The 23,071-nt window shown below is 45.1% G+C and carries 20 protein-coding genes and 1 riboswitch; of the genes, 4 read left to right on the top strand and 16 right to left on the bottom strand.

All coding sequences use genetic code 11. The features are described from left to right. Positions 1-13 precede the first annotated feature (13 nt). The 10 genes from galT to CBF27_RS04730 all read right to left on the bottom strand — a co-directional run bounded on the left by galT (position 14) and on the right by CBF27_RS04730 (position 12,440). A complete protein-coding gene (gene galT, locus CBF27_RS04775) occupies positions 14-1,495 on the bottom strand; it encodes a UDP-glucose--hexose-1-phosphate uridylyltransferase (RefSeq protein ID WP_126812929.1) in 1,482 nt (493 codons plus the stop codon). Beyond that, a complete protein-coding gene (gene galE, locus CBF27_RS04770; protein ID WP_126812926.1) occupies positions 1,495-2,499 on the bottom strand; it encodes a UDP-glucose 4-epimerase GalE in 1,005 nt (334 codons plus the stop codon). Before galE ends, galT begins: the two co-directional genes overlap by 1 nt. Before the next feature lie 16 nt (positions 2,500-2,515). Continuing rightward, positions 2,516-3,679 (bottom strand): galactokinase, encoded by a 1,164-nt coding sequence (locus CBF27_RS04765; RefSeq protein WP_126812924.1) that lies wholly within the window; start codon positions 3,677-3,679, stop codon positions 2,516-2,518. 115 nt (positions 3,680-3,794) lie between these two features. Further along, on the bottom strand, positions 3,795-4,505 hold the full coding sequence (gene nagB, locus CBF27_RS04760) for a glucosamine-6-phosphate deaminase (RefSeq protein WP_126812922.1): 711 nt from the start codon (positions 4,503-4,505) through the stop codon (positions 3,795-3,797). Positions 4,506-4,673: 168 nt separating this feature from the next. Next, positions 4,674-6,485: a glutamine--fructose-6-phosphate transaminase (isomerizing) gene (gene glmS, locus CBF27_RS04755; protein WP_126812920.1), complete on the bottom strand. Its 1,812-nt coding sequence runs from the start codon at positions 6,483-6,485 to the stop codon at positions 4,674-4,676. Between the two features lie 366 nt (positions 6,486-6,851). Next, positions 6,852-7,655 carry an ABC transporter ATP-binding protein gene (locus tag CBF27_RS04750; RefSeq protein ID WP_126812918.1) on the bottom strand — a complete coding sequence of 268 codons (804 nt, stop codon included), beginning with the start codon at positions 7,653-7,655 and terminating at the stop codon, positions 6,852-6,854. 12 nt (positions 7,656-7,667) lie between these two features. Beyond that, a complete protein-coding gene (locus CBF27_RS04745) occupies positions 7,668-8,555 on the bottom strand; it encodes an ABC transporter permease (protein WP_126812916.1) in 888 nt (295 codons plus the stop codon). 21 nt (positions 8,556-8,576) lie between these two features. Further along, positions 8,577-9,539 (bottom strand): ABC transporter substrate-binding protein, encoded by a 963-nt coding sequence (locus CBF27_RS04740; RefSeq protein WP_281273661.1) that lies wholly within the window; start codon positions 9,537-9,539, stop codon positions 8,577-8,579. A gap of 455 nt (positions 9,540-9,994) precedes the next feature. Beyond that, positions 9,995-11,353, bottom strand: coding sequence for a class II fumarate hydratase (gene fumC, locus CBF27_RS04735; RefSeq protein WP_126812912.1), 1,359 nt, complete (start codon positions 11,351-11,353; stop codon positions 9,995-9,997). Between the two features lie 121 nt (positions 11,354-11,474). Then, positions 11,475-12,440: an asparaginase gene (locus CBF27_RS04730; protein ID WP_126812910.1), complete on the bottom strand. Its 966-nt coding sequence runs from the start codon at positions 12,438-12,440 to the stop codon at positions 11,475-11,477. A 183-nt stretch (positions 12,441-12,623) separates the two neighbouring features. Then, positions 12,624-12,730, top strand: a riboswitch (TPP riboswitch). A gap of 51 nt (positions 12,731-12,781) precedes the next feature. On the opposite strand from CBF27_RS04730, the gene CBF27_RS04725 reads away from it, so the two are divergent. The 4 genes from CBF27_RS04725 to CBF27_RS04710 are packed head-to-tail and all read left to right on the top strand — an operon-like array spanning position 12,782 to position 16,065. Beyond that, positions 12,782-13,540: an ABC transporter permease gene (locus tag CBF27_RS04725; protein ID WP_126813200.1), complete on the top strand. Its 759-nt coding sequence runs from the start codon at positions 12,782-12,784 to the stop codon at positions 13,538-13,540. Continuing rightward, positions 13,533-14,546 (top strand): ABC transporter substrate-binding protein, encoded by a 1,014-nt coding sequence (locus CBF27_RS04720; RefSeq protein ID WP_126812908.1) that lies wholly within the window; start codon positions 13,533-13,535, stop codon positions 14,544-14,546. Before CBF27_RS04725 ends, CBF27_RS04720 begins: the two co-directional genes overlap by 8 nt. After that, positions 14,546-15,295 (top strand): ABC transporter ATP-binding protein, encoded by a 750-nt coding sequence (locus tag CBF27_RS04715; protein WP_126812906.1) that lies wholly within the window; start codon positions 14,546-14,548, stop codon positions 15,293-15,295. Before CBF27_RS04720 ends, CBF27_RS04715 begins: the two co-directional genes overlap by 1 nt. Positions 15,296-15,300: 5 nt before the next feature. Next, entirely contained in the window at positions 15,301-16,065 is a 765-nt protein-coding gene (locus CBF27_RS04710; protein WP_170175006.1) for a TatD family hydrolase, read from the top strand. A 35-nt stretch (positions 16,066-16,100) separates the two neighbouring features. Here CBF27_RS04710 and CBF27_RS04705 read toward each other — a convergent pair whose 3' ends face one another. The 6 genes from CBF27_RS04705 to CBF27_RS04680 form a co-directional block, all read right to left on the bottom strand. Beyond that, the gene (locus tag CBF27_RS04705; protein WP_126812902.1) at positions 16,101-16,934 is read right to left on the bottom strand and encodes a carbohydrate ABC transporter permease; all 834 of its coding nucleotides are present in this window, start codon (positions 16,932-16,934) and stop codon (positions 16,101-16,103) included. Beyond that, positions 16,931-17,848, bottom strand: a complete 918-nt coding sequence (locus CBF27_RS04700; RefSeq protein WP_126812900.1) for a carbohydrate ABC transporter permease — start codon at positions 17,846-17,848, stop codon at positions 16,931-16,933. Before CBF27_RS04700 ends, CBF27_RS04705 begins: the two co-directional genes overlap by 4 nt. Before the next feature lie 51 nt (positions 17,849-17,899). After that, positions 17,900-19,198, bottom strand: coding sequence for an ABC transporter substrate-binding protein (locus CBF27_RS04695; protein ID WP_126812898.1), 1,299 nt, complete (start codon positions 19,196-19,198; stop codon positions 17,900-17,902). Then, on the bottom strand, positions 19,195-20,820 hold the full coding sequence (locus CBF27_RS04690) for a glycoside hydrolase family 43 protein (RefSeq protein WP_126812896.1): 1,626 nt from the start codon (positions 20,818-20,820) through the stop codon (positions 19,195-19,197). Before CBF27_RS04690 ends, CBF27_RS04695 begins: the two co-directional genes overlap by 4 nt. A gap of 360 nt (positions 20,821-21,180) precedes the next feature. Beyond that, complete coding sequence (locus CBF27_RS04685) at positions 21,181-21,852, bottom strand: HAD family hydrolase (RefSeq protein WP_126812894.1); 672 nt, start codon at positions 21,850-21,852, stop codon at positions 21,181-21,183. A gap of 7 nt (positions 21,853-21,859) precedes the next feature. Further along, entirely contained in the window at positions 21,860-23,020 is a 1,161-nt protein-coding gene (locus CBF27_RS04680; protein WP_126812892.1) for an ROK family transcriptional regulator, read from the bottom strand. Positions 23,021-23,071 lie beyond the last annotated feature (51 nt).

The following is a 23,071-nucleotide window of genomic DNA, read 5'->3' as shown; positions in this document are numbered from 1 at the left end:
GTTATTCACCTCTTTATAATGTGCTGATAAACCGTTGAAACCCTTGCTGTCCCGACTTGTCGCGCTTAAAAACACCCGCGTCTTCGAGCACGCGCTCAAAAATCTTGCCGACTTCCTGTTTTATCACTGTCTCGGCATTTTCCTCTGTGATTTGATACTCTGCCTGCATCCGTTTGGCCCAGTCCAAATGATAAGCGGCGATGTTGTCTGATTTTCCGAGCAGGTAATCCCGAACGTCGCTTAATTCTTTCGCCAGACGCGGCGGCAGAACAGCCAGGCCCATGACTTCTATCAGCCCGATATTTTCCTTTTTGATATGGTGGACATCTTGATGAGGATGGAAGATGCCGTCAGGAAATTCTTCAGAAACATTATTATCCCGCAACACCAAATCCAATTGGAACTTGCCATTCACCATACGCGCAATCGGGGTGACCGTGTGATGCGGTGTACCATCTTCGGAATATGCGCGAATCGACAAGGATAAGTCAGAATAACGGCGCCACTGTTCTGTGATGTACTCTGCAGCATTGACCAAGTCCTCACTGCGTTCCCCTTCCAACCGAATCACGGACATCGGCCATTTGACGATTCCAAAAGAGACTGCCGGAAATAGCGCCAAGTCAAAAGTTGTCTCCAATTCAGCAATAGCCATCGGGAAGGTGTGATGGCCGCCCTGATAATGATCATGGGAGAGGATGGACCCTCCGACAATCGGCAAATCCGCATTGGAGCCGACAAAATAATGAGGGAGCACCGCCACGATTTTAAGCAGTCGCTGAAACGTGCCCCTATTGATGACCATCGGCCGGTGCTCTTCCGACAAGAAAATCGCATGTTCATTATAATAGGCATAAGGTGAGTACTGAAACCCCCAGCTCTCGCCGTCAAGATTCATCCGGATAATCCGGTGATTCGTTCTGGCAGGATAGTCCGCTCTGCCTTTGTAACCTTCATTTTCAAAACACAGCTGGCATTTAGGGTAATTGACAGTCTCCAATTTTCTGCTTTGAGCAATCTCTTTCGGATCTTTCTCCGGTTTTGACAAGTTGATGGTAATTTCCAGTTCCCCATAAGTTGAAGGAGTCTTGTACACAATGTTTTTAGCAATCTGACGGGTTTTAATATAATCATTTTGCCTGCTCAATTCGAAAAAGTAATCTGTCGCCTGCTTTTTATCTTTTTCATAATGTTTGGCAAATACTGCATTGACGACTGACGGCGGCGGCGTTAACAAATCCATCAGCTGGCCTTCCAGTATCTCCCGCTCAGCCAATGTGCCGGAAATCACCTGATTAGTTTTGGCCCGTTCGACCAGCCGGTCAAGCAGCTCCAACGACGAACACGGCGTCACAGACGGTTCCGCCGGTGTCTGTTCATGCTCGCCAATCAGTGCCAGTACTCTATTTTGCAAGTAGATTCTGTCCATTTCCATCCATCCGCCTGAACGAATTGCCAGAGTGACAAAATCGGCAACGGTTTGACTTATCGACATTATTTCCCTCCTGATTGCTGCTCGTAGCCTGCCGGGTGCGACTGATGCCATTTCCAAGCTGTGTCAAAAATGGTATCCACATTCGTGTATTGCGGACGCCAGCCAAGCACTGTGACTGCCTTTTCCGATGAAGCAACCAAGATGCTCGGATCGCCTGCGCGGCGCGGCCCGATTTCCGACGGGATATCTTTGCCGGTGACCCGTTTGGCTTGCTCCACCATTTGTTTCACCGAGAACCCCTCACTGCTGCCGAGATTGAAGACATTGCTTTCATTCGTCTGCTGCAAATACTCCAGCGCTAATATATGTGCTTCGCAAAGATCAACAACATGCACGTAGTCGCGGATACATGTACCGTCCGGCGTGTCGTAATCATCGCCGAAAATGGTGATTTTTTCCCTTTGACCCAGTGCTGTCTGTAAAATAATCGGCACAAGATGTGTTTCAGGCGTGTGGTCTTCCCCGATAGTTGTATCGAGGCTAGCACCTGCAACGTTGAAGTAGCGCAGCGCCACGTATTTGATGCCATAAGCAGCGTCGCACCAGTGCATCATTTTTTCCATCATCAGCTTGCTCTCGCCATACGGATTTTTAGGCTGTGTCGGTGTTGTTTCAACAATCGGCGTTTCCTCCGGCTCGCCGTAAGTAGCAGCGGTCGAGGAAAACACAATGCGGGTCACACCGAATTCTTTCATCACTTCCAATGTGATTTGCGTACCGTAGACGTTGTTATTGAAATATTTTAACGGGTTCTCCACCGATTCACCAACCAGGGAACTCGCGGCAAAATGAACCACTCCCTCGATTTTTTCCCGGGTAAACACTTCCCGCATAAATGCCTTGTCACGGATATCGCCATGATAAAATCTGGCTGCCTTATGCACTGCTTCTTTATGCCCCGTCAACAGATTATCAATTACAATCACATCATAACCTTTGTCAATCAGTTGTTTTACTGCATGGGAGCCGATGTAGCCGGCACCTCCTAAAACTGCAATTGTCATTATTATTTCCTCCTCGTTACGCAATTCTGCCTGCACCATCATGTGTTTCAGCGATATAGAAATCTGCCGCATAGCCGATATCATGCAAATAGGCCGCACCGACTTGTTTGATGAACTCATCAAGATTCTGTTTATCAACCAGCGCAATGGCACAGCCGCCGAAACCAGCACCTGTCATCCTTGCTCCCAGCACACCCGGCTGCTTCTGAGCCGTAGCAACAAGCGTGTCCAGCTCAATCCCCGTCACTTCATAATCATCCTTTAACGACTGGTGTGACGCATTTAACAGCTTGCCGAACGCGGCCAAATCATTTTTTTCCAACGCTTGCTTGGCTTTCAGCGTGCGCTGGTTCTCGGTCACCGCATGGCGGGCACGGCGCTCAAGCACCTGATCACCAATTAAATCCGTATGGGCTTCAAAGGTTGCTTCGTCCAACTCGCCAAGGGCTGATATCGAGAGTGTCGTTTGCAGACGTCTTAATGCTTCTTCGCATTCGCTCCGCCGCTCGTTGTATTTTGAATCGGCCAGTTCGCGCCGCTTGTTCGTATTCATGATGACAACAGCCTGATTTAAAAGTTTGAACGGTACAAGTTCATAATCCAACGTATTGCAGTCGAGCAAAATCGCTTTGTCCTTTTTGCTCATACCGATGGCAAACTGGTCCATTATACCGGAGTTGACCCCGATAAACTGATTTTCAACTTTTTTCCCTAGCTGGACCAATTCCAGCATGTCGATATTAAACCCCGTCAGGTCACTGACAATCACACCAGTCAACAGTTCAATAGACGCCGACGAGGACAAACCGGCACCGTTGGGGATGTTGCCGTAAAAATAAATATCAAAACCATTGGCAAATGAATAGTCTGCTTCAAGAATGTACGTAAACATCCCTTTGATATAGTTGGCCCAATCATGCTCCGGCAGATAATCCAATTCATCGAAGGAAAACTGGATGATACCGGAATCCGGGAAATTCTCTGAATAGACTCTGAAATAATGGTCAGAACGTTTGCGTGCCACACCGTATGTCCCGTTGGTAATCGCGCAAGGGAAGACATTGCCGCCGTTGTAATCTGTGTGTTCACCGATAAGATTGATTCTGCCGGGCGAAAAATAGACGCCGTCATGGTCCGCATCGAATGTTGCGTTAAACTTCTGTTTCAATTCTTCAATCATGCTGTCATCCTCCAAAAACAATTTAGTAAATTAATAATAAAATATTTAGTAAACTTTTTCAAGCAAAAAAACGAACTTTCCGTCATAAACATACGAAAAGTTCGTTTCATCTTATTTATTTAGATAATAATTTTGCCGCCTCAGCATCAACAATGACTGTCACATCAGCATGATTTTGCAGAACGCTTGCCGGTACATCTTCTGTCACCGGACCTTCAACCATATCTTTGATAGCTTGTGCTTTTTTCTCGCCGAAAGCCAGCAAAATGATTTTGCGCGATTGCATGATGGATTTAATTCCCATCGAATACGCATGTGTCGGAACGTCTTCGATTTTCTCAAAGTTACGACTATTGGCTTCGATTGTGGAAGGAGTCAACGCAACTTTTTGAGTTGTCGCATCAAATGATGCTCCAGGTTCATTGAACCCGATATGGGCATTCTCGCCGATGCCAAGTACTTGGATGTCGATTGGGTGTTCAGCAATGACTTGGTCATATCGTTTGCACTCTGCCTCGGCATCTGTCGCCAGTCCATCCGGCAAGTAAGTATTTCTGAACGGTTTTGCATTAAATAAATGCTCGTGCATGAAATAATCGTAGCTTTGCGGGTCTGACGCTGCCAAACCGACATACTCATCCAAGTTCACCGAATCAATGTTTGAAAAATCCAACTCGCTGTCAACCATATTTTGATAAAGGGTTTCCGGTGTACTTCCCGTTGCCAGTCCGAGTGTCTGAACTTTCCCGTTTTCTATGTTTTCTTTAATAATATCGAACGCTTTTTTTCCGCCTTCGACATTATCCTTCACTTTGATAATCTCCATCACAATTCCTCCTTTGGTATAGTCCAATTATAAAATAGTTTCATTGATTTTTCAAGAAATCTTATGAAATACTTTTAAAAAAAACAGCCGTTTATCACTCCCTCCCACCGACAGGACTGCATGCTAAAAACACCTGCCTTTTTTTATAAAAGCAGGTGAACATCACTATTATTCGACAGTGACGCTTTTAGCCAGATTTCTCGGCTTGTCGACATCCAGTCCTCTCTGCAGCGAAGCATAGTATGCCAGCAATTGCAGCGGCACAACACTGACCAGGGAGCGCAATAGCGGATGCACGCTTGGCAGGACGATATCATCGCCTTCGGATGCCAGTTCTTCTGCAGCCACTACGATTGTTCTCGCACCGCGGCTCGCCACTTCCATCAAATTGCCGCGTGTGTGTGCAGCAGTCGCCTGATTTGTAATCAGCCCGAGCACCGGGGTTCCTTCTTCAATCAATGCAATCGTGCCGTGTTTTAATTCGCCGGCAGCAAAACCTTCCGCATGAATATAAGAAATCTCTTTCAGCTTCAGCGCGCCTTCAAGTGCCACAGCGTAATCCAAACCGCGTCCGATATAAAACGCATGGGCATGATTCAAAAAGTACTCTCTGCTGTAGCGGTCATACTCATGTTTTTCTGAAATGAGCTGGTCCATGCCGTTGGCCACCAGCCCCATTTCATATGCCACATCAAACCGGCAGGCAGCCTGAATACCTTTCTTGACACCTAGTGCTCTCGCCAGAAAAGTCATGACAGCGATTTGCGATGTATAAGCTTTTGTTGAGGCAACGGCGATTTCCGGTCCTGCATGCAAAAGCAGTGTGTCCGTGGCTTCACGGGAAAGTGTCGACCCGTTGACATTCGTGATAGTCAGGGAGTCATACCCTTTTTTATTGACTGTCACTAAAACTTGCCGGCTGTCAGCTGTCTCGCCAGATTGGCTCAAGAAAATAAAATACGGTTTTTCCGACAAAATCGGCATATGGTAACCGAATTCGCTCGACAAGTGCACTTCAACCGGTATCTCAGCCAATGTTTCAATGATTTCTTTACCGACCAGACCAGCATGCCAGCTCGTACCGCAGGCAACGATATACAACCGATCACTTGCCAATATCCGTTCCAGCAGCTGTTCGTCAATACGTGTGTCGCCAGATATCGTGGTATAAGCATTAATCAGTTTCCGTATAACTGCCGGCTGTTCATCAATTTCCTTCAGCATATAATGGTCATAGACGCCTTTTTCGATATCCGTTGCATCAATTTGGGCTTCAAACGGCTCCCTGTCCACTTGGTTGCCGTCAGCATCAGTGATTGTCACGGCATCTTTTGTCAGGACAACTCGTTCGCCGTCAGCAATTTCAACAAAGCGGCGTGTTTGGCTTAGCACAGCCATTGCATCACTGCACGTGACATGAAAGCCGTCGCCCAGCCCGATTAAAAGCGGCGATTTGTTTTTAGCAAGCAGCAAGCGGTCAGGCTGCTCCATATCAATCAGGGCAAACGCATAAGAGCCTTTGATCACAGCCAAAGCTGCTTCAAATGCCGCCAGCCCGTCACCCGTCCGAGCAGCAAATACGTCTATTAATTCCACTACGATTTCCGTGTCAGTTTCACCGTGAAACACCGCATCACTGAGATATTCTTTTCGCAGTTCTTCAAAATTTTCAATGACTCCGTTGTGTACCAGTGTAAACCGTCCGCTTTTAGAGACATGGGGATGCGCATTGGCTTCGCTGGGCTCGCCGTGTGTTGCCCAGCGTGTATGGCCGATGCCGACCTCTCCTGCATCTGACGCCGACAGTTTCTTTTTTAAATCAGCAATTCTGCCTTTGGCTTTTCTCATAATCGTTTCCTGTTTGTCCGTCACAAGAAAAATCCCCGCAGAATCATATCCCCGGTACTCTAACTTTTCCAATCCTTGAACCAATATCGCTGCGGCTTCCTGATTGCCGACTACGCCTACTATTCCACACATTTTCCATTCCTACTTTCCTGAAAAAATATGTTTCTATCTGCGTGACCCATACTTTGTCACCGCCTTTCAGCGATGGTTTACTATCAGTCTGTAGAGTGCAGTCCCTAGAGCTACCCGCCGAGTTGTTCGATAAGCTCTCTCCTCGTCACCTGTTTCCAGGCCTGGCGCTATTCCGATTTTTAAAATTGGTATAGTCAACTCCTTGTTCTTTTTATTTCATAGAAACACCTAAAATATTAACATCCTATACGTTTCGTGTCAACACCTTACCGCAAATGGTATAGTTGTTATTCAGAGAAAAACGCTTTCAATATTGGTATAATGCAAAACAGGCAACGAACATTTTTTTGTTCGTTGCCTGTTCATTTATCCCAACACAAGGGAATCTTCTGTTAATTGTTCGTGGCTGCTCTCCTGGAACAAATTGATGAGTTGCGGAACAGTCAGCTGCTGCTTCTCTTCGCCCGACACGTCCACGACAATATTGCCGTGATGCAGCATGATCAATCGGTTGCCGTAAGTGATGGCATCTTCCATGTTATGGGTAATCATCAGCGCCGTCAGCTGTTTTTCCTCGATTAGTTCTTCGGTCAGCTGCAACACAAGCCGGCTGATTTTCGGGTCGAGCGCAGCCGTATGTTCATCAAGCAGTAAGAGATGCGGTGTCTGGATGGTAGCCATCAGCAAAGTCAGTGCTTGGCGCTGACCGCCGGAAAGCCGGCCGACTTCTGTCTTTAGTCTGTTTTCCAAGTCCATATCCAGTTTGGCGAGCTGTTCTTTAAAAAAAGGCAATTTTTTCTTGGGAACAGATTTTTCCAAGCCGCGTTTTTCACCGCGTTTATACGCCAACGCCAGATTTTCTTCCACTGACAAGCGGGTGGCCGTTCCCATTCTCGGGTCTTGAAAAACCCGTCCGATAAAGGCAGAGCGTTTCGGGACATTCCATTTCGTAATGTTTTTGCCGTTCAGCCATATCTCCCCGTCATCCGCAAAAAGCGAACCGGCGATAATATTCATCAGTGTTGATTTGCCTGCGCCGTTGCCCCCGATAACTGTTACAAAATCATGTTTGTTCAGGGAGAGATTTAAATCTGTCAGCACTTTGTTCTCATTGACCGTCCCTAAGTCGAATCCTTTATGGACAGCTTTCAATTCAAGTATTTGCGACATTGGTTTCCCTCCTTATCTTTTCGCAGCTTGTTTGTGTTTGGTGCCGTTCGGTTTCTTAATGAGCGGCGTTGCCAGCGCCAGTGTCAAAATGATTGCCGAAAACAGCCGCAAATCATTCGGGTTGACGAACGACAGGTTCATGACCCAAACAATAATCAGCCTGTAAATAATCGACCCGGCGACTGTCATCAGGAAACGGAACACCAGTGTGACATTTTTCAATAATACTTCGCCAACGATGATGGAAGCCAAACCAATCACGATTGTACCGATCCCCATGCCGGAGTCGGCATAGCCGTTGTTCTGCATCATCAATGCACCGCACAGGGCAATCAAACCGTTGGACAGCATAAAGCCGTAAACTTTCATTCGGTTTGTGTTGATGCCGTTTGCTAAACTCATTTCCTCGTTATCGCCTGTAGAGCGAATCGCCAGTCCCAGTGATGTCTGAAACAGAAAATACAACAGCACGACCACAATGGCGACAACAATCAGTCCAACTGCCAGCGCCGCCTGATTGTTCGTCATTCCTTTATCCAGAAAGAAAGTCATCAGAGTCCGGTCCGTCAGCGCCAGTCCGATGTTCGATTTGCCCATTACCCGTAAATTCACGGAATACAAGCCGGTCATAGTGAGAATCCCGGCGACGAGTGAAGGGATTTTCAGGGCCGTGTGAAGCAGACCCGTCACACATCCCGCCGCTAAGCCGCACAGAAATGCCGAAATTGTTGCCAATACGGGAGAATTGCCCGTAACAATCATGGCTGCCGACACTGAGGCGCCGAGGGTAAAAGACCCTTCGGCAGTCAAATCCGCCATGTCCAATATACGAAAAGTGATATAAACACCGATTGCCATGATGCTCCACAAAAGACCTTGAGAAATACTCGAAAGAATCATTACTGTCTCCCCTTTTTTACGCTACTCGGGCATCTTGATGCTTTCGACATCGATACCCAATGTTTTCGCCATGTCCTCATTGATGTGCAAGTCAAGTCCTTTTGGTCGTTCAACTGCCAGAGACCCGATTTCTTCGCCTTCAAACACTTTGACGGCCATGTCAGCAGTCTGTTTGCCTAGTTTGTAGTAGTCAATCCCGATTGTTGCCAGTGCGCCGTCGTCAACTTGACCGATACTTCCCGGAACGACCACAACTTTCTTTTCCTGAGCGACTTTGCCGACAGTCGTCATGGTTGAAGCAAAGTTGTTGTCCGTCGGCACAAAAATCCCATCGACCTTTGCACTCAACGTCTCCATCGCCTGTTGAACTTCTGTGCTGTTGGCAACGGTCATGACTTTCGGCTTAATGCCCAGCTTTTTAAATTCAGCCGCCGCCATTTCAGACTGGATACGCGAATTATCTTCGTTCGACGTATAAATGATGCCGAATTTTTTCTCTTTGCCGACAACATTCACTAACAGAGCGACCTGTTTGTCAATCGGTCCCATGTCGACTGTTCCTGAAACATTACCGTTTGGTTTGTCATTGTCCGCGACGATGCCGGCTTCGACTGCGTCAGTTACCGCGGTGAACAAAATCGGGATGTCTTGTGTTTCCTTCATCACGGACTGCGCAGCCGGGGTCGCAATCGCCAAAATCAAATCATTCTTATTGTTGACCAGCTTTTCGCCGATTGATTTCAAATTGGCCTGGTCGCCCTGCGCATTTTGTTCGTCAATCGTCACGTTGTCTCCCTCGTAGCCGTGCTCTTTCAAGCCATCGATAAATCCTTTGCGGGCATCATCCAGCGAGGCATGTTCCACATATTGGATAATGCCGATTTTTTTCTCTTTGGCCGAGTCGCCGGAATCTCCTCCCTTGCCGCAGGCAGCCAGCAACAAGCCGCCTACTGCCAAACTTCCCAACAACATCCAACGCTTCATTGTTTTCTTTTTCATACTTTTTTCTCCTCTCGTTTTCGAACGGAAAAAACGCCTGCCCAGTAACACTCTTTCTGAGCAGACGTTCTGACAACCAGTTATTCAACCGGTCAAACAAACAAAGCCACCCAGAAAATCATTCTATGGTGGCATCATCTTTTCCATCAGTAATTGCTTTAGCCATCATAGATACAAACGTTCACTGTTTGTACCCACGAAATCATGGCTACAAACAGACTCTAAAGTAGCTAAAGCTATAAAAACAATGTGGTTGCCATACGCTGCATGCCGCTTTATCCTGCTTTGTCATCTGTTCTCCCTCGCAATCATTTTGTTGTGTTTCATTTTAATATGACTAGTGAAAAAAGTCAATGATAATTTAGAATTTTCAGAAAATTTGTGCGGATACATTAAAAGGAGGCAGCAAGCTGTCCTCCTTCTAATCTTTTTAAACACGTTTAAATCATTTCTTCCGGCACAACCCATTCATCATACTGTTCACCGGTTGCATAGCCCAATCTGATGACTGCTTCTTTCAAAGTCAGTCCGTCTTTGTGCGCCAGTTTAGCCACGTCCGCACTTTTTTCATAGCCGATATGCGGGCTCAATGCTGTGACCAGCATCAGCGAACGCTGGACACCTTCAGCCATCACTGACCGGTTGGCAGTCAATCCGGCCAAACAGTGAACCCGGAACGACGCCATGGCTTGGCTGAGAAGAGTCACGGACTGCAAAAAGCTGTCAATGATGACCGGCTTATACACGTTCAGCTCAAAGTTGCCTTGACTGCTTGCGACCTGAATCGTCACATCGTTCCCCATGATGCGCGTGGCAACCATCGTCAAGGCCTCTGCTTGAGTCGGATTGACTTTGCCCGGCATGATGGAGCTGCCCGGTTCATTTGCTGGAATCGTCACTTCGCCGAAGCCGGCACGGGGACCGCTCGCCAGCCAGCGGATATCGTTGGCAATCTTCATCAAATCGGCAGCCAGCGACCGCAGCGCACCGTGTGCAAACGACAATGCCGAATGACTCGTCAAACCGTAAAATTTATTGGCTTCAGGCACAAAATGCCATCCTGTTTGGCGGCTGATTTGCGCACACATGTCTTCATCGAACAAATCAGGAGCATTCAACCCCGTTCCGACGGCGGTGCCGCCAATCGCCAAGGAACGCAAATGGTCGCTGCTTTCCCGAATAAACTGTTCCGCCTTTTCAAGCATCACTCGCCAGCCACTGATTTCCTGGCCAAAAGTCAGCGGTGTGGCGTCCTGCAAATGTGTCCTGCCGATTTTGATAACTGTCTGGTACTGCTCTTCAAGTTGCGTTAAAACCGACAGCCATTCATCGATTTCCGGGAGAAGCTGGTCAACAATTTGACCATAAGCGGCAATATGCATAGCTGTCGGAAATGTATCGTTTGAACTTTGCGACATATTGACATGGTCGTTCGCATGGACATCGCCGCCCTCCTGACGGCAAAGAAACGCGATGACTTCATTGACATTCATGTTAGTTTGCGTACCGCTGCCGGTCTGGTAGACTTTCAGCGGAAACTGGTCGTCCCATTTGCCTGACAAAATACTGTCGCACGCCGAAACAATCAGCGCACTTCGCTTGTCGTCCAGCTGACCGTTTTCACGGTTGACGATTGCGGCCGCCCGTTTGATTTCCACCAGACCGTAAATAACATCCAATGGCATCCGCTCGCTGCCGATTTGAAAATTACGCCGGCTGCGCTCTGTTTGCGCGCCCCAGCATTTCGAATCGTCTACCTCGATTTCTCCCAACGAATCTTTTTCTATCCTGTATCCCATTAATTGGCCTCTCCTTTTCAAGCATTGTTTTTCCCGCCAAACAGACGGCAGTATCTCTTTCATTGTACATAAAAACGAACCGTTCGTACATACTCCTTGCGTTTTCAAGTAATAACCGGATTTACACCGTCATAAAATCAATCAGTGCCTCACCGGAAAGGCCGGCGTTTATCCCGATAATCAATCTGATACGCGCCTTTTGCCCGGTCAATCCTTTCACAAACATCACGCCCATCTTCTTCAAACCGACACCGCCACCTTGATAATCATAAATATCCTCCGCCATGCCGTTTGAACAGCGGGACACCAGTGCAATGGGAATACCGCTATCAATCAACGCTTGAACAGCAGGAAGCGTTGACGGCGGCAGGTTGCCGGCACCAAACGCCTCAATCACCAGACCGTCTACTTTTTTAGCCAAACACATTTCGAACATCGTCCCGTCCATGCCGGCATATGCTTTAAGGAGCGGAACGGTCCCCGCCACGGTCTCAATGGCATAGGTCTGGCGTTCCACCGCTTCTTTTACAAAATAAACACCGTTTTTGGAAATCAGGCCGACTGGTCCGAATGTCGGTGTGCGGAATGTGTTGACATTGGTGGTGTGCGTTTTGGTGACAAACTGAGCTGAATGGATTTCATCATTGAACACAACCAGCACACCTTGATTTGCGGAATCAGCGTTTGCAGCGGTAATCACGGCGCGGATAAAATTATACAAACCGTCTGAACCGATTTCATTGCTTGAGCGCATGGCACCCGTCAGCACCACCGAGATTCGTTTCTCCAATGTCACATCAAGAAAATACGCCGTCTCCTCCAGTGTGTCTGTCCCGTGCGTCACGACCACACCGTAAAACCCTTCTTCTTGGGCGCGGTCGATGCGTCTTTTGACAGCCAGCATATCTTCCAGCCGGATATGGGGAGACGGCAAATTGAATATTTCTTCTTCAAAAAGCTGAATATCGCTTGGAAGCAGGTCTTCTTTCCCCAACAAAGGATTCTCAGCTGAAAGGGTCACTGTTCCATCTGTTTCCTGCTTCATGGAAATCGTGCCCCCTGTATGAATCACCAATATCTTTTTCATAGTACCCTCCTGTTCAACTGACGAGCCGCTCTCGCCGTTTTGCCAAATTCAGTATATCAAAAAAGCGCCGGATTTTGATAATTAGAGCAATTACTAAAGAGATTCTCATCAGCTTTTCATTCTATTGACACCTTGCTGCCGTTGACCCCGCCATTGAATAGTGATACACTACATTGGTAAAATGAATAGCATTTGGGGAGGTCGTGTAACGGCCTGAGAGTAAACTGTTAGTTTTGACCCTTTGAACCTGTCGGTTAGTACCGTCGTAGGGAGAATGAGTGTTTTATGTTGTTTTTTCGACGAAGACGGGTGGTCTTCGTCTTTTTTTATTTGGAAAGGAGTTGATTATCATCAAACGTTGGCTATATCCCATTGTCAGCCTGCTATTATTAATTGTTTTATGGGAGGTGATTGGCCGGCTACTTCAGATACCGCTGTACATTCTGCCTGTACCTTCCCAAGTTCTCCTTTCCCTGTACCAGGAAAGAGCTGTTTTAGCCGTACATGCTTGGGTGACGTTGAAAGAAGCTGTTATCGGTCTGGCAGTTGCGACGCTGCTGGCTTTCATCGTCTCACTGCTGATGGACCGCTTCAACGGGTTGCGGCTGACCGTTTATCCCCATCTGGTCATCTCGCAGACGATTCCCGTTATGGTACTCGGACCGATTTTCTCCATCTGGTTCGGTTTCGGTCTGACGCCGAAAATTCTGATGGTCGTTCTCATGTGCTTTTTCCCAATGGTTATTTCTTTTACAGACGCGTTGTTTCAAGTGAATCAAAAACGGATTATCCTGATGAAAACTTACAACGCATCAACTTGGCAGATATATCGTCTGGTCAAGATTCCCATCGCCGTCCCGGGACTGCTTTCGGGCATGCGTGTCGCCGCGACTTACTGTGTCGGAGGGGCAATTATCGGCGAATGGCTGAGTGCTTCAGCCGGGCTCGGCTACTACATGATACGTGCCAAAAACGGCTACTTAATGGATAAGGTGTTCGCTACGATTGTTGTCGTCATCTTGCTGAGCCTGCTGTTGAACCTGCTGGTGTTCGTACTTGAAAATTTACTGACAAAGAAAAGGATGATCGCAAATGGATAAACTAAAAAAATATATTTTGCCAATCGGTCTGTTACTCAGCTTTTTGCTTTTGACAGGCTGCAGTTCTGAACCGTCTTCTTCCGGTAACAAAAAAAACAAACAAATCACTTTGATTTTGGACTACATCCCGAATACAAACCATTCCGGCATCTACGTCGCCCAAGAGAAAGGTTACTATGCGGATAAAGGGATTGACCTGAACATCATCGAACCCGGAGATGACAGCACCAGTCTAGCGCTTCTGGGAGCCGGAAAAGGCGAGTTTGCCCTGAGCTATCAAGAAGACTTGACCTATGCCACAGCATCAAAAAATCCGATTCCCGTCAAAGCTGTCGCCACTGTTTTACAACATAATACGTCTGGTTTTGTCGCGTTGAAATCTTCGGGCATCACATCACCAAAAGACTTTGAAGACAGAGTCTACGCCGGCTGGCAGTCGCCCAGTGAGGAAGCGACATTGAAAGCTGTCATGACGAAATCGGGAGCCGACTACAATAAGCTGACGACCGTCGGTGATGCCGGTGCGGGCACAGGTGATTTAGGAAAAAATGTGGATATCAAGTGGTTCTTTGAAGGCTGGGATTATACCAAGGCTGTCATGGATGGTGTTGAACTCAATTATATGCCGCTGAACAAGCTGGATGACCGTCTGGATTTTTACACACCTATCCTGCTGACAACTGATAAACTGATTGATTCCGATCCTGAGCTGATTCAAGACTTTGTCGATGCCACCAAAAAAGGCTATCTTTACGCCATTGAGCACAGTGATGAAAGTGCCGAAATACTGCATCAGGCATCACCGGATCAGGATTTGGCCTTTTTAAAACAATCACAAGCTTTCGTATCAACCCATTACACTGACACGCCGGAATCATGGGGTGTCATGTCCCAAGATGTTTGGGATAATTACACTGATTTTATGGTCGAATACCAGCTCATTGACCACAAAATACCGGCCGAGCAAATGTTTACCAATCAATTCATTTCAAAGGAAGATAAATAATGACACTGGTTATCACAGATGCTGGTCTGACATTGTCTGACAAACAAATATTCCAGCATATCAACCTCACTGTCGAACGCGGAGAGTTCCTCTCCATCATCGGTCCCAGCGGGTGCGGAAAATCAAGCTTACTGAATGTATTAGCCGGATCGCTGCTGTTGACCGAAGGAGAAGCGTCTGTGGACGGTCAGGTGATTTCAGGTTACAATGGCCATTTTGCTTACATGCCGCAAGAAGACCTGCTGTTTGACTGGAAAACAGTTTTTGAAAACATCACTTTGTACCAGACGATACATCACTTGCCCATAGACAATGATGAGGTGATGCGCTACTTGGATATTTTCGGATTGACCGACGCAGCCGATGCCTATCCGGAGGAACTCTCCGGAGGCATGAAACAGCGCACGGCTCTGCTTAGGACATTGCTTGTCGAGCGGGAGTTCCTTCTGCTTGACGAGCCGTTCGGCGCTCTTGACATCATTACGCGCAACGGCTTGCAGGATTGGCTGAAAACAATCAAAGACCAGCTCAACCGGACAATCATCCTCGTCACCCATGATATTGACGAAGCGCTCTATCTTTCCGATAGAATTGTCCTGATGGGCGGTTCGCCCTCCCATTTTATATCAGAAATCGACCTTGCCGGACAAAATCAGACAAGAGAATGGCTCAATTATCAAGGGGAACTCCGCAACAACATCTATACCACCATGCTGGCAGGTCATCAAAAAGCTTCTGAAAGGAGGTGACCGCCTTGCCAGAACACTTGCCACTGGTCGACGCTCATTGCCATTTAGATGAGAATGATTTGCTGCTGGAGATTCTTAAAAATCAGCAAATCCCCAGTATCATCAATTGCCAAACAGTTGACGAATACAGGAAAAACCGCCAAAAAACCAAGTATCTGCCTTTTCTGCATCTTAGTGCAGGCATTCATCCGTGGGACGCGGCTGTTGTTTCCTGGGAGGAGATGCTGCCGATACTGGCAGAAGCAATGATTATCGGCGAAATCGGGATGGACTCGTTGTGGACAGATGTTGCATTGCCTATTCAGGAAGACGTTTTTCGCAAGCAGCTTGACTATGCGTCGCATGCACAAAAACCTGTCATTCTGCATACCAAAAATCAAGAGCAGCACATTGCCGAAATCATCCGTGATTATCCCAACCGCTACCTTGTCCACTGGTATTCAGCCGATGACTTCTTAACTGAGTTCATTGACTTGGATTGCTACTTCACGATTGGTCCGTCATTGCACACAGACTCTGCTGTCCGGCAAGTAGCCGAAACAGTGCCGGTCAACCGCCTGCTGATGGAGTCTGATGGTTTATCTGCCATCAGCTGGGCCACCGGTCAGCAAAAGACAGTTACACCGCAGCAATATCTTTCGCTGCAAACTGATAACCTTGTGAAACTCAGCCGCCTGCGCCAAATGGAGCCGTTACTGCTGGCGGAACACATGAGAAGCAATCTTAACCATTTCATCTCTGCCAACCACGATAAAGACGCTGCCGACTAATTGCCCGGCAGCATCTTTATCAGTAAACACCTTGTTTATTCTTTTATCCCGCCGGCAGTGACGCCGCTGATGATGTATTTTGATAAAAAAAGATAAATGAGAATCAGAGGAATGATGCTCAGCGAAATACCTAAATACATACTTCCAAATTCAGTTCGATAAACATCGGTTTTTAACAATTGAATCAGCATCGGTAGTGTAAATTTTTCTGTGTCATTGATTAAAATCAGCGGCATCAAAAAATTATTCCATGATGTGACAAAAGAAAATATTGCCATTGTTGCCAGACCTGGTTTCATTAAAGGTAACATGATACGATGAAAAATTGCAATCTCACCGGCGCCATCCAGTCTTGCCGAATCTGCCAAGTCCGGATGATAAATCGTTTCTAGATACTGTTTTAAAAAAAAGACTGTTGAAGGTGCAGCAATCGACGGTAATATCAGCGGGATAAAATTATTCAGCAGCCCCAATTTACTGACAAACTGATAGAAACCAATCATGCTAATTTGAGTAGGAATCATCAATAACGCTAAAATAATGGCGAAAAAGATTCGTTTCCCTCTGAAATGATACGCAATAATGCCATATGCGGCCAGCGCAGAAAAATAAACATTCAAGACCGTAGAACAAGTGGAAATAATCAAACTGTTTTTAAATCCTCCAAAAACATCAAAGCCTTTATTCATTAACACCTCCCAATTATATGCTAAGTTCGTACCAGGGACGAGTGATAACCCTTGCTGAATTTGTTCTGCCGACCTTGTTGAATTGACCAGCACAACCCAGAAAGGAATTAGACTCAGCAATGTTAAAATTCCTAAAAAAACATAAATAAGTAATCTCTTTGATTTATCGACAGCAATCATTGTTTATCACCAACTTTGCTTTTTTCTCTGAAAAAGTTAAACAGTAGGGTGCTCAATAAAATTGAAATCAAGAGCAGTATCACCGATGCAGTGGCCGCAACATTAAAATTCCTGCTTCCTGTAAATGCCTGTTTGTAAATATACATTGTAATTGTCAGAACACTGTTGGCAGGATTGCCATTGGTTAGCAGAAATGGGATATCGAACATCTGTAATCCCCCGATTAATGATGTCACCAGTGTGTATAAAATTATCGGTTTTAAAAGCGGGAGTGTGATTTTTCTAAAAATCGCCCCGTCTGTAGCACCGTCAACCATCGCAGATTCAAACAGTGATTTGTCAATACTTAAGATGCCTGAAATGAGGACAATGGTCGTCTGCCCATACCACATCCAAAACTGGATAAACGAAACTATCAATCGTGTTGCACCCACACTTCGGAAAAATTCAAACGGCTGTTCCAAAATTCCTAACTTCGTGAGAATCAAATTCATTGGTCCAACCGGATAACTGAACAACGCGTAGAAAAGGACTGCAACTGAAGCAGCAGTAATGATATTGGGCAGGTAAAACACCACTTTGAAGAAACCAGTTCCTTTTAATTTTAATTTGATATTTGTGAACCATGCAGCAAGTAATAAGGATAATCCTATTTGAGGAATAAAATTCACTGTCCATAAAATGAAAGTGTTTTTGATTGAAGTGCGAAACATTTCATTATGTGCAATATCCAAGTAATTTTTTATGCCAACTAAATTTGCTTCGTTATTCCAACCTTTTAAATCAGTAAAGCTTAAAAAAATCGTGTATAATATTGGGTAAAGTTGAAAAATTAAAAACGCCAAAAAAAACGGCAGCAAAAATAAATACCCATATCGGTTATAGTTTTCAAAGCTCTTTTTCGTTCGTTTCATCTTTTCCTCCTGCGAGTATAAAAAGGGTTGAGATTCAACCCTTTTTATTGATTAATCGATTTCTAAATCAGGATAGGCATCACCGACAGCTGCTTTGAAATTATCGATAGCTTCATCCTTGGAAACTTCGCCTTTTGAATAGGGAGTCAAACAATTATCGTTAAATAAACTTTCTATTGTTTGGTCATACTCAGTCAAGATGGTCGCGTTTATGTTTTCAACCATTTGAGAAAATTCATAGTAATGGTTCTGACCACCTAGAAACTCCTCGCTAAAATCATCTTTAATCTCATTAACTACTGTTTGGCTAGAAACAAAGTCGCCAGTATCCTTGGCCCATTTTGTCAGAAACTCTTCATCAGTTGTCAAGTATTTGATCAGTGAAGCTGCTGCTTCTTTCTTGTCTGATGTTTCAGTCACTCCGATCCAGGTACCGCCCCAAAACCAGGAAGCTGCTCCTTGTACCATGCGCCAATCACCTTCAGTAGTTGCAGCTTTGTCTGATGAAACCGCATTCGGTTTTAACCAATAATGAAGCCCCCAAGTCGGCAGGCTGTACCCGAAGATAGAATCGCCACTCATTCCCGAAAACCATGCTTCCGATTGCCCTTCAGTATCCTGAGTCAATTTTTCTTCAACAAATTTTTTCGATAAATCCATCAAATCCAGTAAACTGTCATCAACAACAAGTTTGTTGTCTTCGACCCAGCCATGTTCCCGCTGACCAAAAAATGGTTTTGCCAAATCTTGAATTCCCGAAATCATATACACACCGTTATTGCTTTTTTCGCTGATTTCTTTCGCAGCGTCATAAAATTTGTCATAATCGGAAATTCTTTCTTGGACTTGCTCAGGGGAGTCAGCTCCAAGCAACTCCTTTGCCAAAGAGTCTCTGTAATAAAATGCCCCTGGTGCTGCCTGCCATGCCAAAGCTCTTAAAACACCATCTTTTGACGTCCCCACATCTTTGACATATTGAAAGGTGTTTTCAGATGCTTCATCTAACCCTAGGCTTCCTATATCGGCCATCATTCCCGATTCAACATATTTTTTGACAAAAGCAGATTCAAGTGCGATGACATCCGGTGCATCTTTCGATCCTAAAACCGGATCAAGTTTGGTTTCGAATTGTTCTGAAGGAATAGCTACAACTTTTACTTTAAAATCCAAGTCTTTGTGCGCTGGCAAATAATAATCATTAATCATCGTTGATAACTCGTCAGTGAATGTCCAAACTATCAATTGGTTGTCTTTATCAGCAGTGCTGCCTGAATCTTTTTTCTCTCCGCCGCCGCAAGCGGCCAGCCCTAAACCGAGTACACATAATCCTGCAAGCATGAATTTTTTCATTTTATATTCTCCTCTTTCTCTTTGTATTCAAAGAAATCAAAATCTGCTTCAAGACGCCTTCCCGTAAGGTCAACACAGAACATGCCAGTGAATGCCCCAGTGAAGAACCCTCCGTAATTTTTTGCTACAAAATCATCCGAAAGAATCAGACTATCAAATAGATAAGCTATCTTTTGCCATATTTTGCCATCAAAAGAGTAAGCATACCAATAAACCTCTCCAGATACAGCTGCCTTTAAATAAACACGGTCTGATTCTGGTGGAACCACTATTTCCTGCCCTTTAATAGGTGATGTCACTTGCCCATCCACACTCAACAAAATATCAATAATTTTTCCTTTTTCTTCATCAAATGTCACATGCAAACTTGACCAGTTATTGGAATTATAATAGTTTGTCAAACCGGCAAATTGCAAAAAACAGTCCGGCTGGTATTCAATGCACGTTGTTGCCTCAAAAAACAAACTTTCCCATCTTCTTGCGACCAACGCATTATAAAAAAGCGATTTCAAAGATTCTCTTCCGAAAAGACGCAAATAGCCTGGTCGGTCTTCAAGACTGCCTATCTGATTTGTAAAAGGAATCCGCAATGTTTGTAAGTCAGAATTTAAGCAGACTTCGTTAAAATCATATAATTGTACAGGTGTGCTATTAATTGTTTGCTCAGGCATCTTAGGTGATGGCACATCTACTTTTGGAAAATTTCCACCTTCCACATAAGGCCAGCCATTTTGCCAATAAAGTTTTTGGATAGCTGTCTCCCTTCCAAGTGGACAATATCCACGATCAGGCAGCAATGAGCTATTTTCTCGCCTCACTGGCCTGGCTGTCAAGTGCACAAAATACCACTCATCTGTATGTGTGTGTACGATTGACCCATGGCCCGCTTTTTGAAGATCGATATGCGGATGTGACCACGAACTGATCAACGGATTGTCCGGATGAACCTCATAAGGCCCATGGATACTTTTCGAACGTGCTAGTGTAGCAGCATGCTCATATTGGGTACCGCCTTCTGCTGTCAATAAATAATAATAACCGTTCCATCTGTATAGATGAGGGGCTTCTGTCAACTTAAGATTGGTGCCTTTAAAAATAATTTCCGGCTTTCCTGTCAGTCGCCTTTTTTCATGACTATATTCCTGCATGACAATCCCGTAAAAACGATGATGACTAGCTCTGTAATCCCACACCATGTTGACGAGATATTTTTTTCCGTCATCATCATGAAACAGCGAAGGGTCAAAACCCGAATTGTTTAAGTGAATCGGCTCAGACCACGTACCGTCAATTGTCTCGCAAGTTACCAAATAATTAGCTACGTCCTTCCAGCTATTTCCATCAACTACTTTCACGTCTGAATAAATCAACCAAAACTGACCGTTGCAGTAACTTAAATCCGGTGCCCAAACACCGCCAGAATCAGGATTGCCTAACATATTCAGCTGGCTGATGCGATTAAGTGGCGTACTCACCAACTGCCAATGTTTTAAATCTGTCGAATGATAAATTCTGACACCTGGGAACCATTCGAATGTAGAAACAGCAATGTAATAGTCTTTGTCAACACGACAAATGCTAGGATCTGGATTAAATCCTTTTAAAATCGGGTTACGTATCATTGAAAGACTCCTTCCTCAAATGTTAATTGGTACGGTAAACTAACTTGTTTAATCATAATAAAGTTTACAGATATAGTCAAGCGCTTTCTTAGTTGTTAAATAACATTTTATAAAATTTATTCATTAATTATAACAATGTTGTTTTAAATATACTTATTACAAATACTGCCTTAAAAATATTTATCATTTCAAAAAAATACTCGTTATAATAACAAAAAAATAGTAGATATACTGATTTTTTGTAGTTTAAAAAACCTATTTTACCATCAATAAAACAAAAAACTTTTTCCGTTTCCTGACAGATAAAACTCCCTTCTCTGTCCATAACGGAAAAAGTTTCTTTATGGCTTTTTCAGCACATTAAACCAGTTTCAATAATTCTTGAAAACTTGATACGTGACAATCTACGAAAGACGATTGCTTTAAATCGCCCCTATCCAGAAAGCGTGACAGACGTACTGTTGTCATCCCGACTTTTTTAGCGCCAGTCAGCTCTTCATCTCCTCCATCACCTACAAACAAACTTTTTTCAGCAGAAACAGCAAGCTCTGACAGCGCCGCATGATAAATCGCCGGCTCAGGTTTCATCATTCGATGGTTACATGAGAACACTGTGCTATCAATAAGTTCTGCCAAATAAGAGGAAGACCAGCCATCAATATCAATCACATCAGCATTGCTGATGACTCCCAGCTTCAGCCCGCGTTTTTTCATCTCCAGTAATACGTCGATCACATCAGGCTCCAGCATTCGCAATGTGCCGGCCATCCGCTGCTGCCGAATAGCCAAGACATCCTCCACCAGTCGAGGACTTGTCGGCAGTTTCAACCTAGCAAGAATGGCTTCTATCATCTCGTGGGAAGAGGCTAACTGACCTGTCGCCCGCTCGATATAAAGTTCAGACGCTTCTGCGGAATGCTCCCACTCTTCTCGTGAAATACGCAAGTACTGCCACTCTGTGCGGCTCGTTTCCAGAGGTTCCACCAATGTGAAAAACAAGTCGAAGAAAACAGCTTCAAACTGTTTCTCCATCTCTGTTTCACTCCTCCTTTACCAGATTCAGTTCATCTATTTCTAAAAATTTCTTGATGCTGTGCGCCGCTGCGCCGAACAACGTAGCCTCATCGCCTAAAGATGAATGAACCAGCCGTGTCGTTTTCTGCATAGAAGGTTTTAACGAATGATGAATAAAGTCGAGCATTTCGGGAATACGTCTGAATATGGAGCCGTTAATAAAGATGACGTTCGGTGAATAATGGCAAATCAAATTATTGATGCCGATGGATAAATCAAAACACATCCCATTAATCAGTTTAACCGCATAATCGTCATTGTCGCGATAAGCTGCCACAAATTCATCCAGTGACACTTCTTTTCCGACGTGTTGTGCGTACTCGTTCAATACCGCTTTCTGAGAACAATACTGTTCCAGACAGCCGTGGTTGCCGCACGGGCATATCTTGCCTTTCGGGATGAGGGTCGTGTGCCCTATTTCTCCTGAATTACCGTCTTTGCCTTTATACAGCTCTCTGTTGATTATTACCCCGGCACCTATACCGCTATACACATTGACACTGACAAGCATCTTCTCATTGGTCGAAAAAGTCGCTTCCGCCACAGCACTTAAGTTTGCTTCATTTTCAACATACACGTGAAAATCCACTTTCTCTTCCAGTGCTGCCACCAAATCCATGACATCAAGGTCGTAGTATGGCGTGAAAATGATTTTGTTGTTATTAACCGTCCCGTGAATCGCAAGCGTCATGCCGACAATACCGAACTCAGTCATCTTTTCTGCAAGTGGCTGATAATCGTCCACTAGGTTCATGACATATTCCACCACTGTTTGCTGGTTGATGTAAAAACCTTTTTCTTTTTTTGCCTGATATACTTCACCGTTAAGAAATGTCAAAGAACTGGAAACATAATTGTAGCCCAAATCAACATTAATCGAACAGCCGGCTCGTTTGTTAAACCCTAAAATTCGCGGCTTTCGTCCGCCGACTTTAGAACTTTCGCCAGACCCTAACTCATGCACCAGTTTTTTTTCAATCAAACCGGCTGTGATTTCTGACACCGTTGCTTTATTGAGGTTCGTTATCTTGGACACCTCGGCTCGAGATATCTGTTCATACTTAATAATCTGAGATAAGACGGTTGCCTCATTTTGTTTGCGAATTGTGTACTTGTCCACTATCATTTCATAAACACTCCCAACACTTACTTCTGTTAGTTTATCATGCTAACACAT

It is taken from the genome of Vagococcus acidifermentans, assembly GCF_003987655.1.
GTDB lineage: Bacteria > Bacillota > Bacilli > Lactobacillales > Vagococcaceae > Vagococcus_B > Vagococcus_B acidifermentans.
Note: the sequence above shows the minus strand (reverse complement) of the source record. Positions and strands in the feature narration are given on the sequence as shown.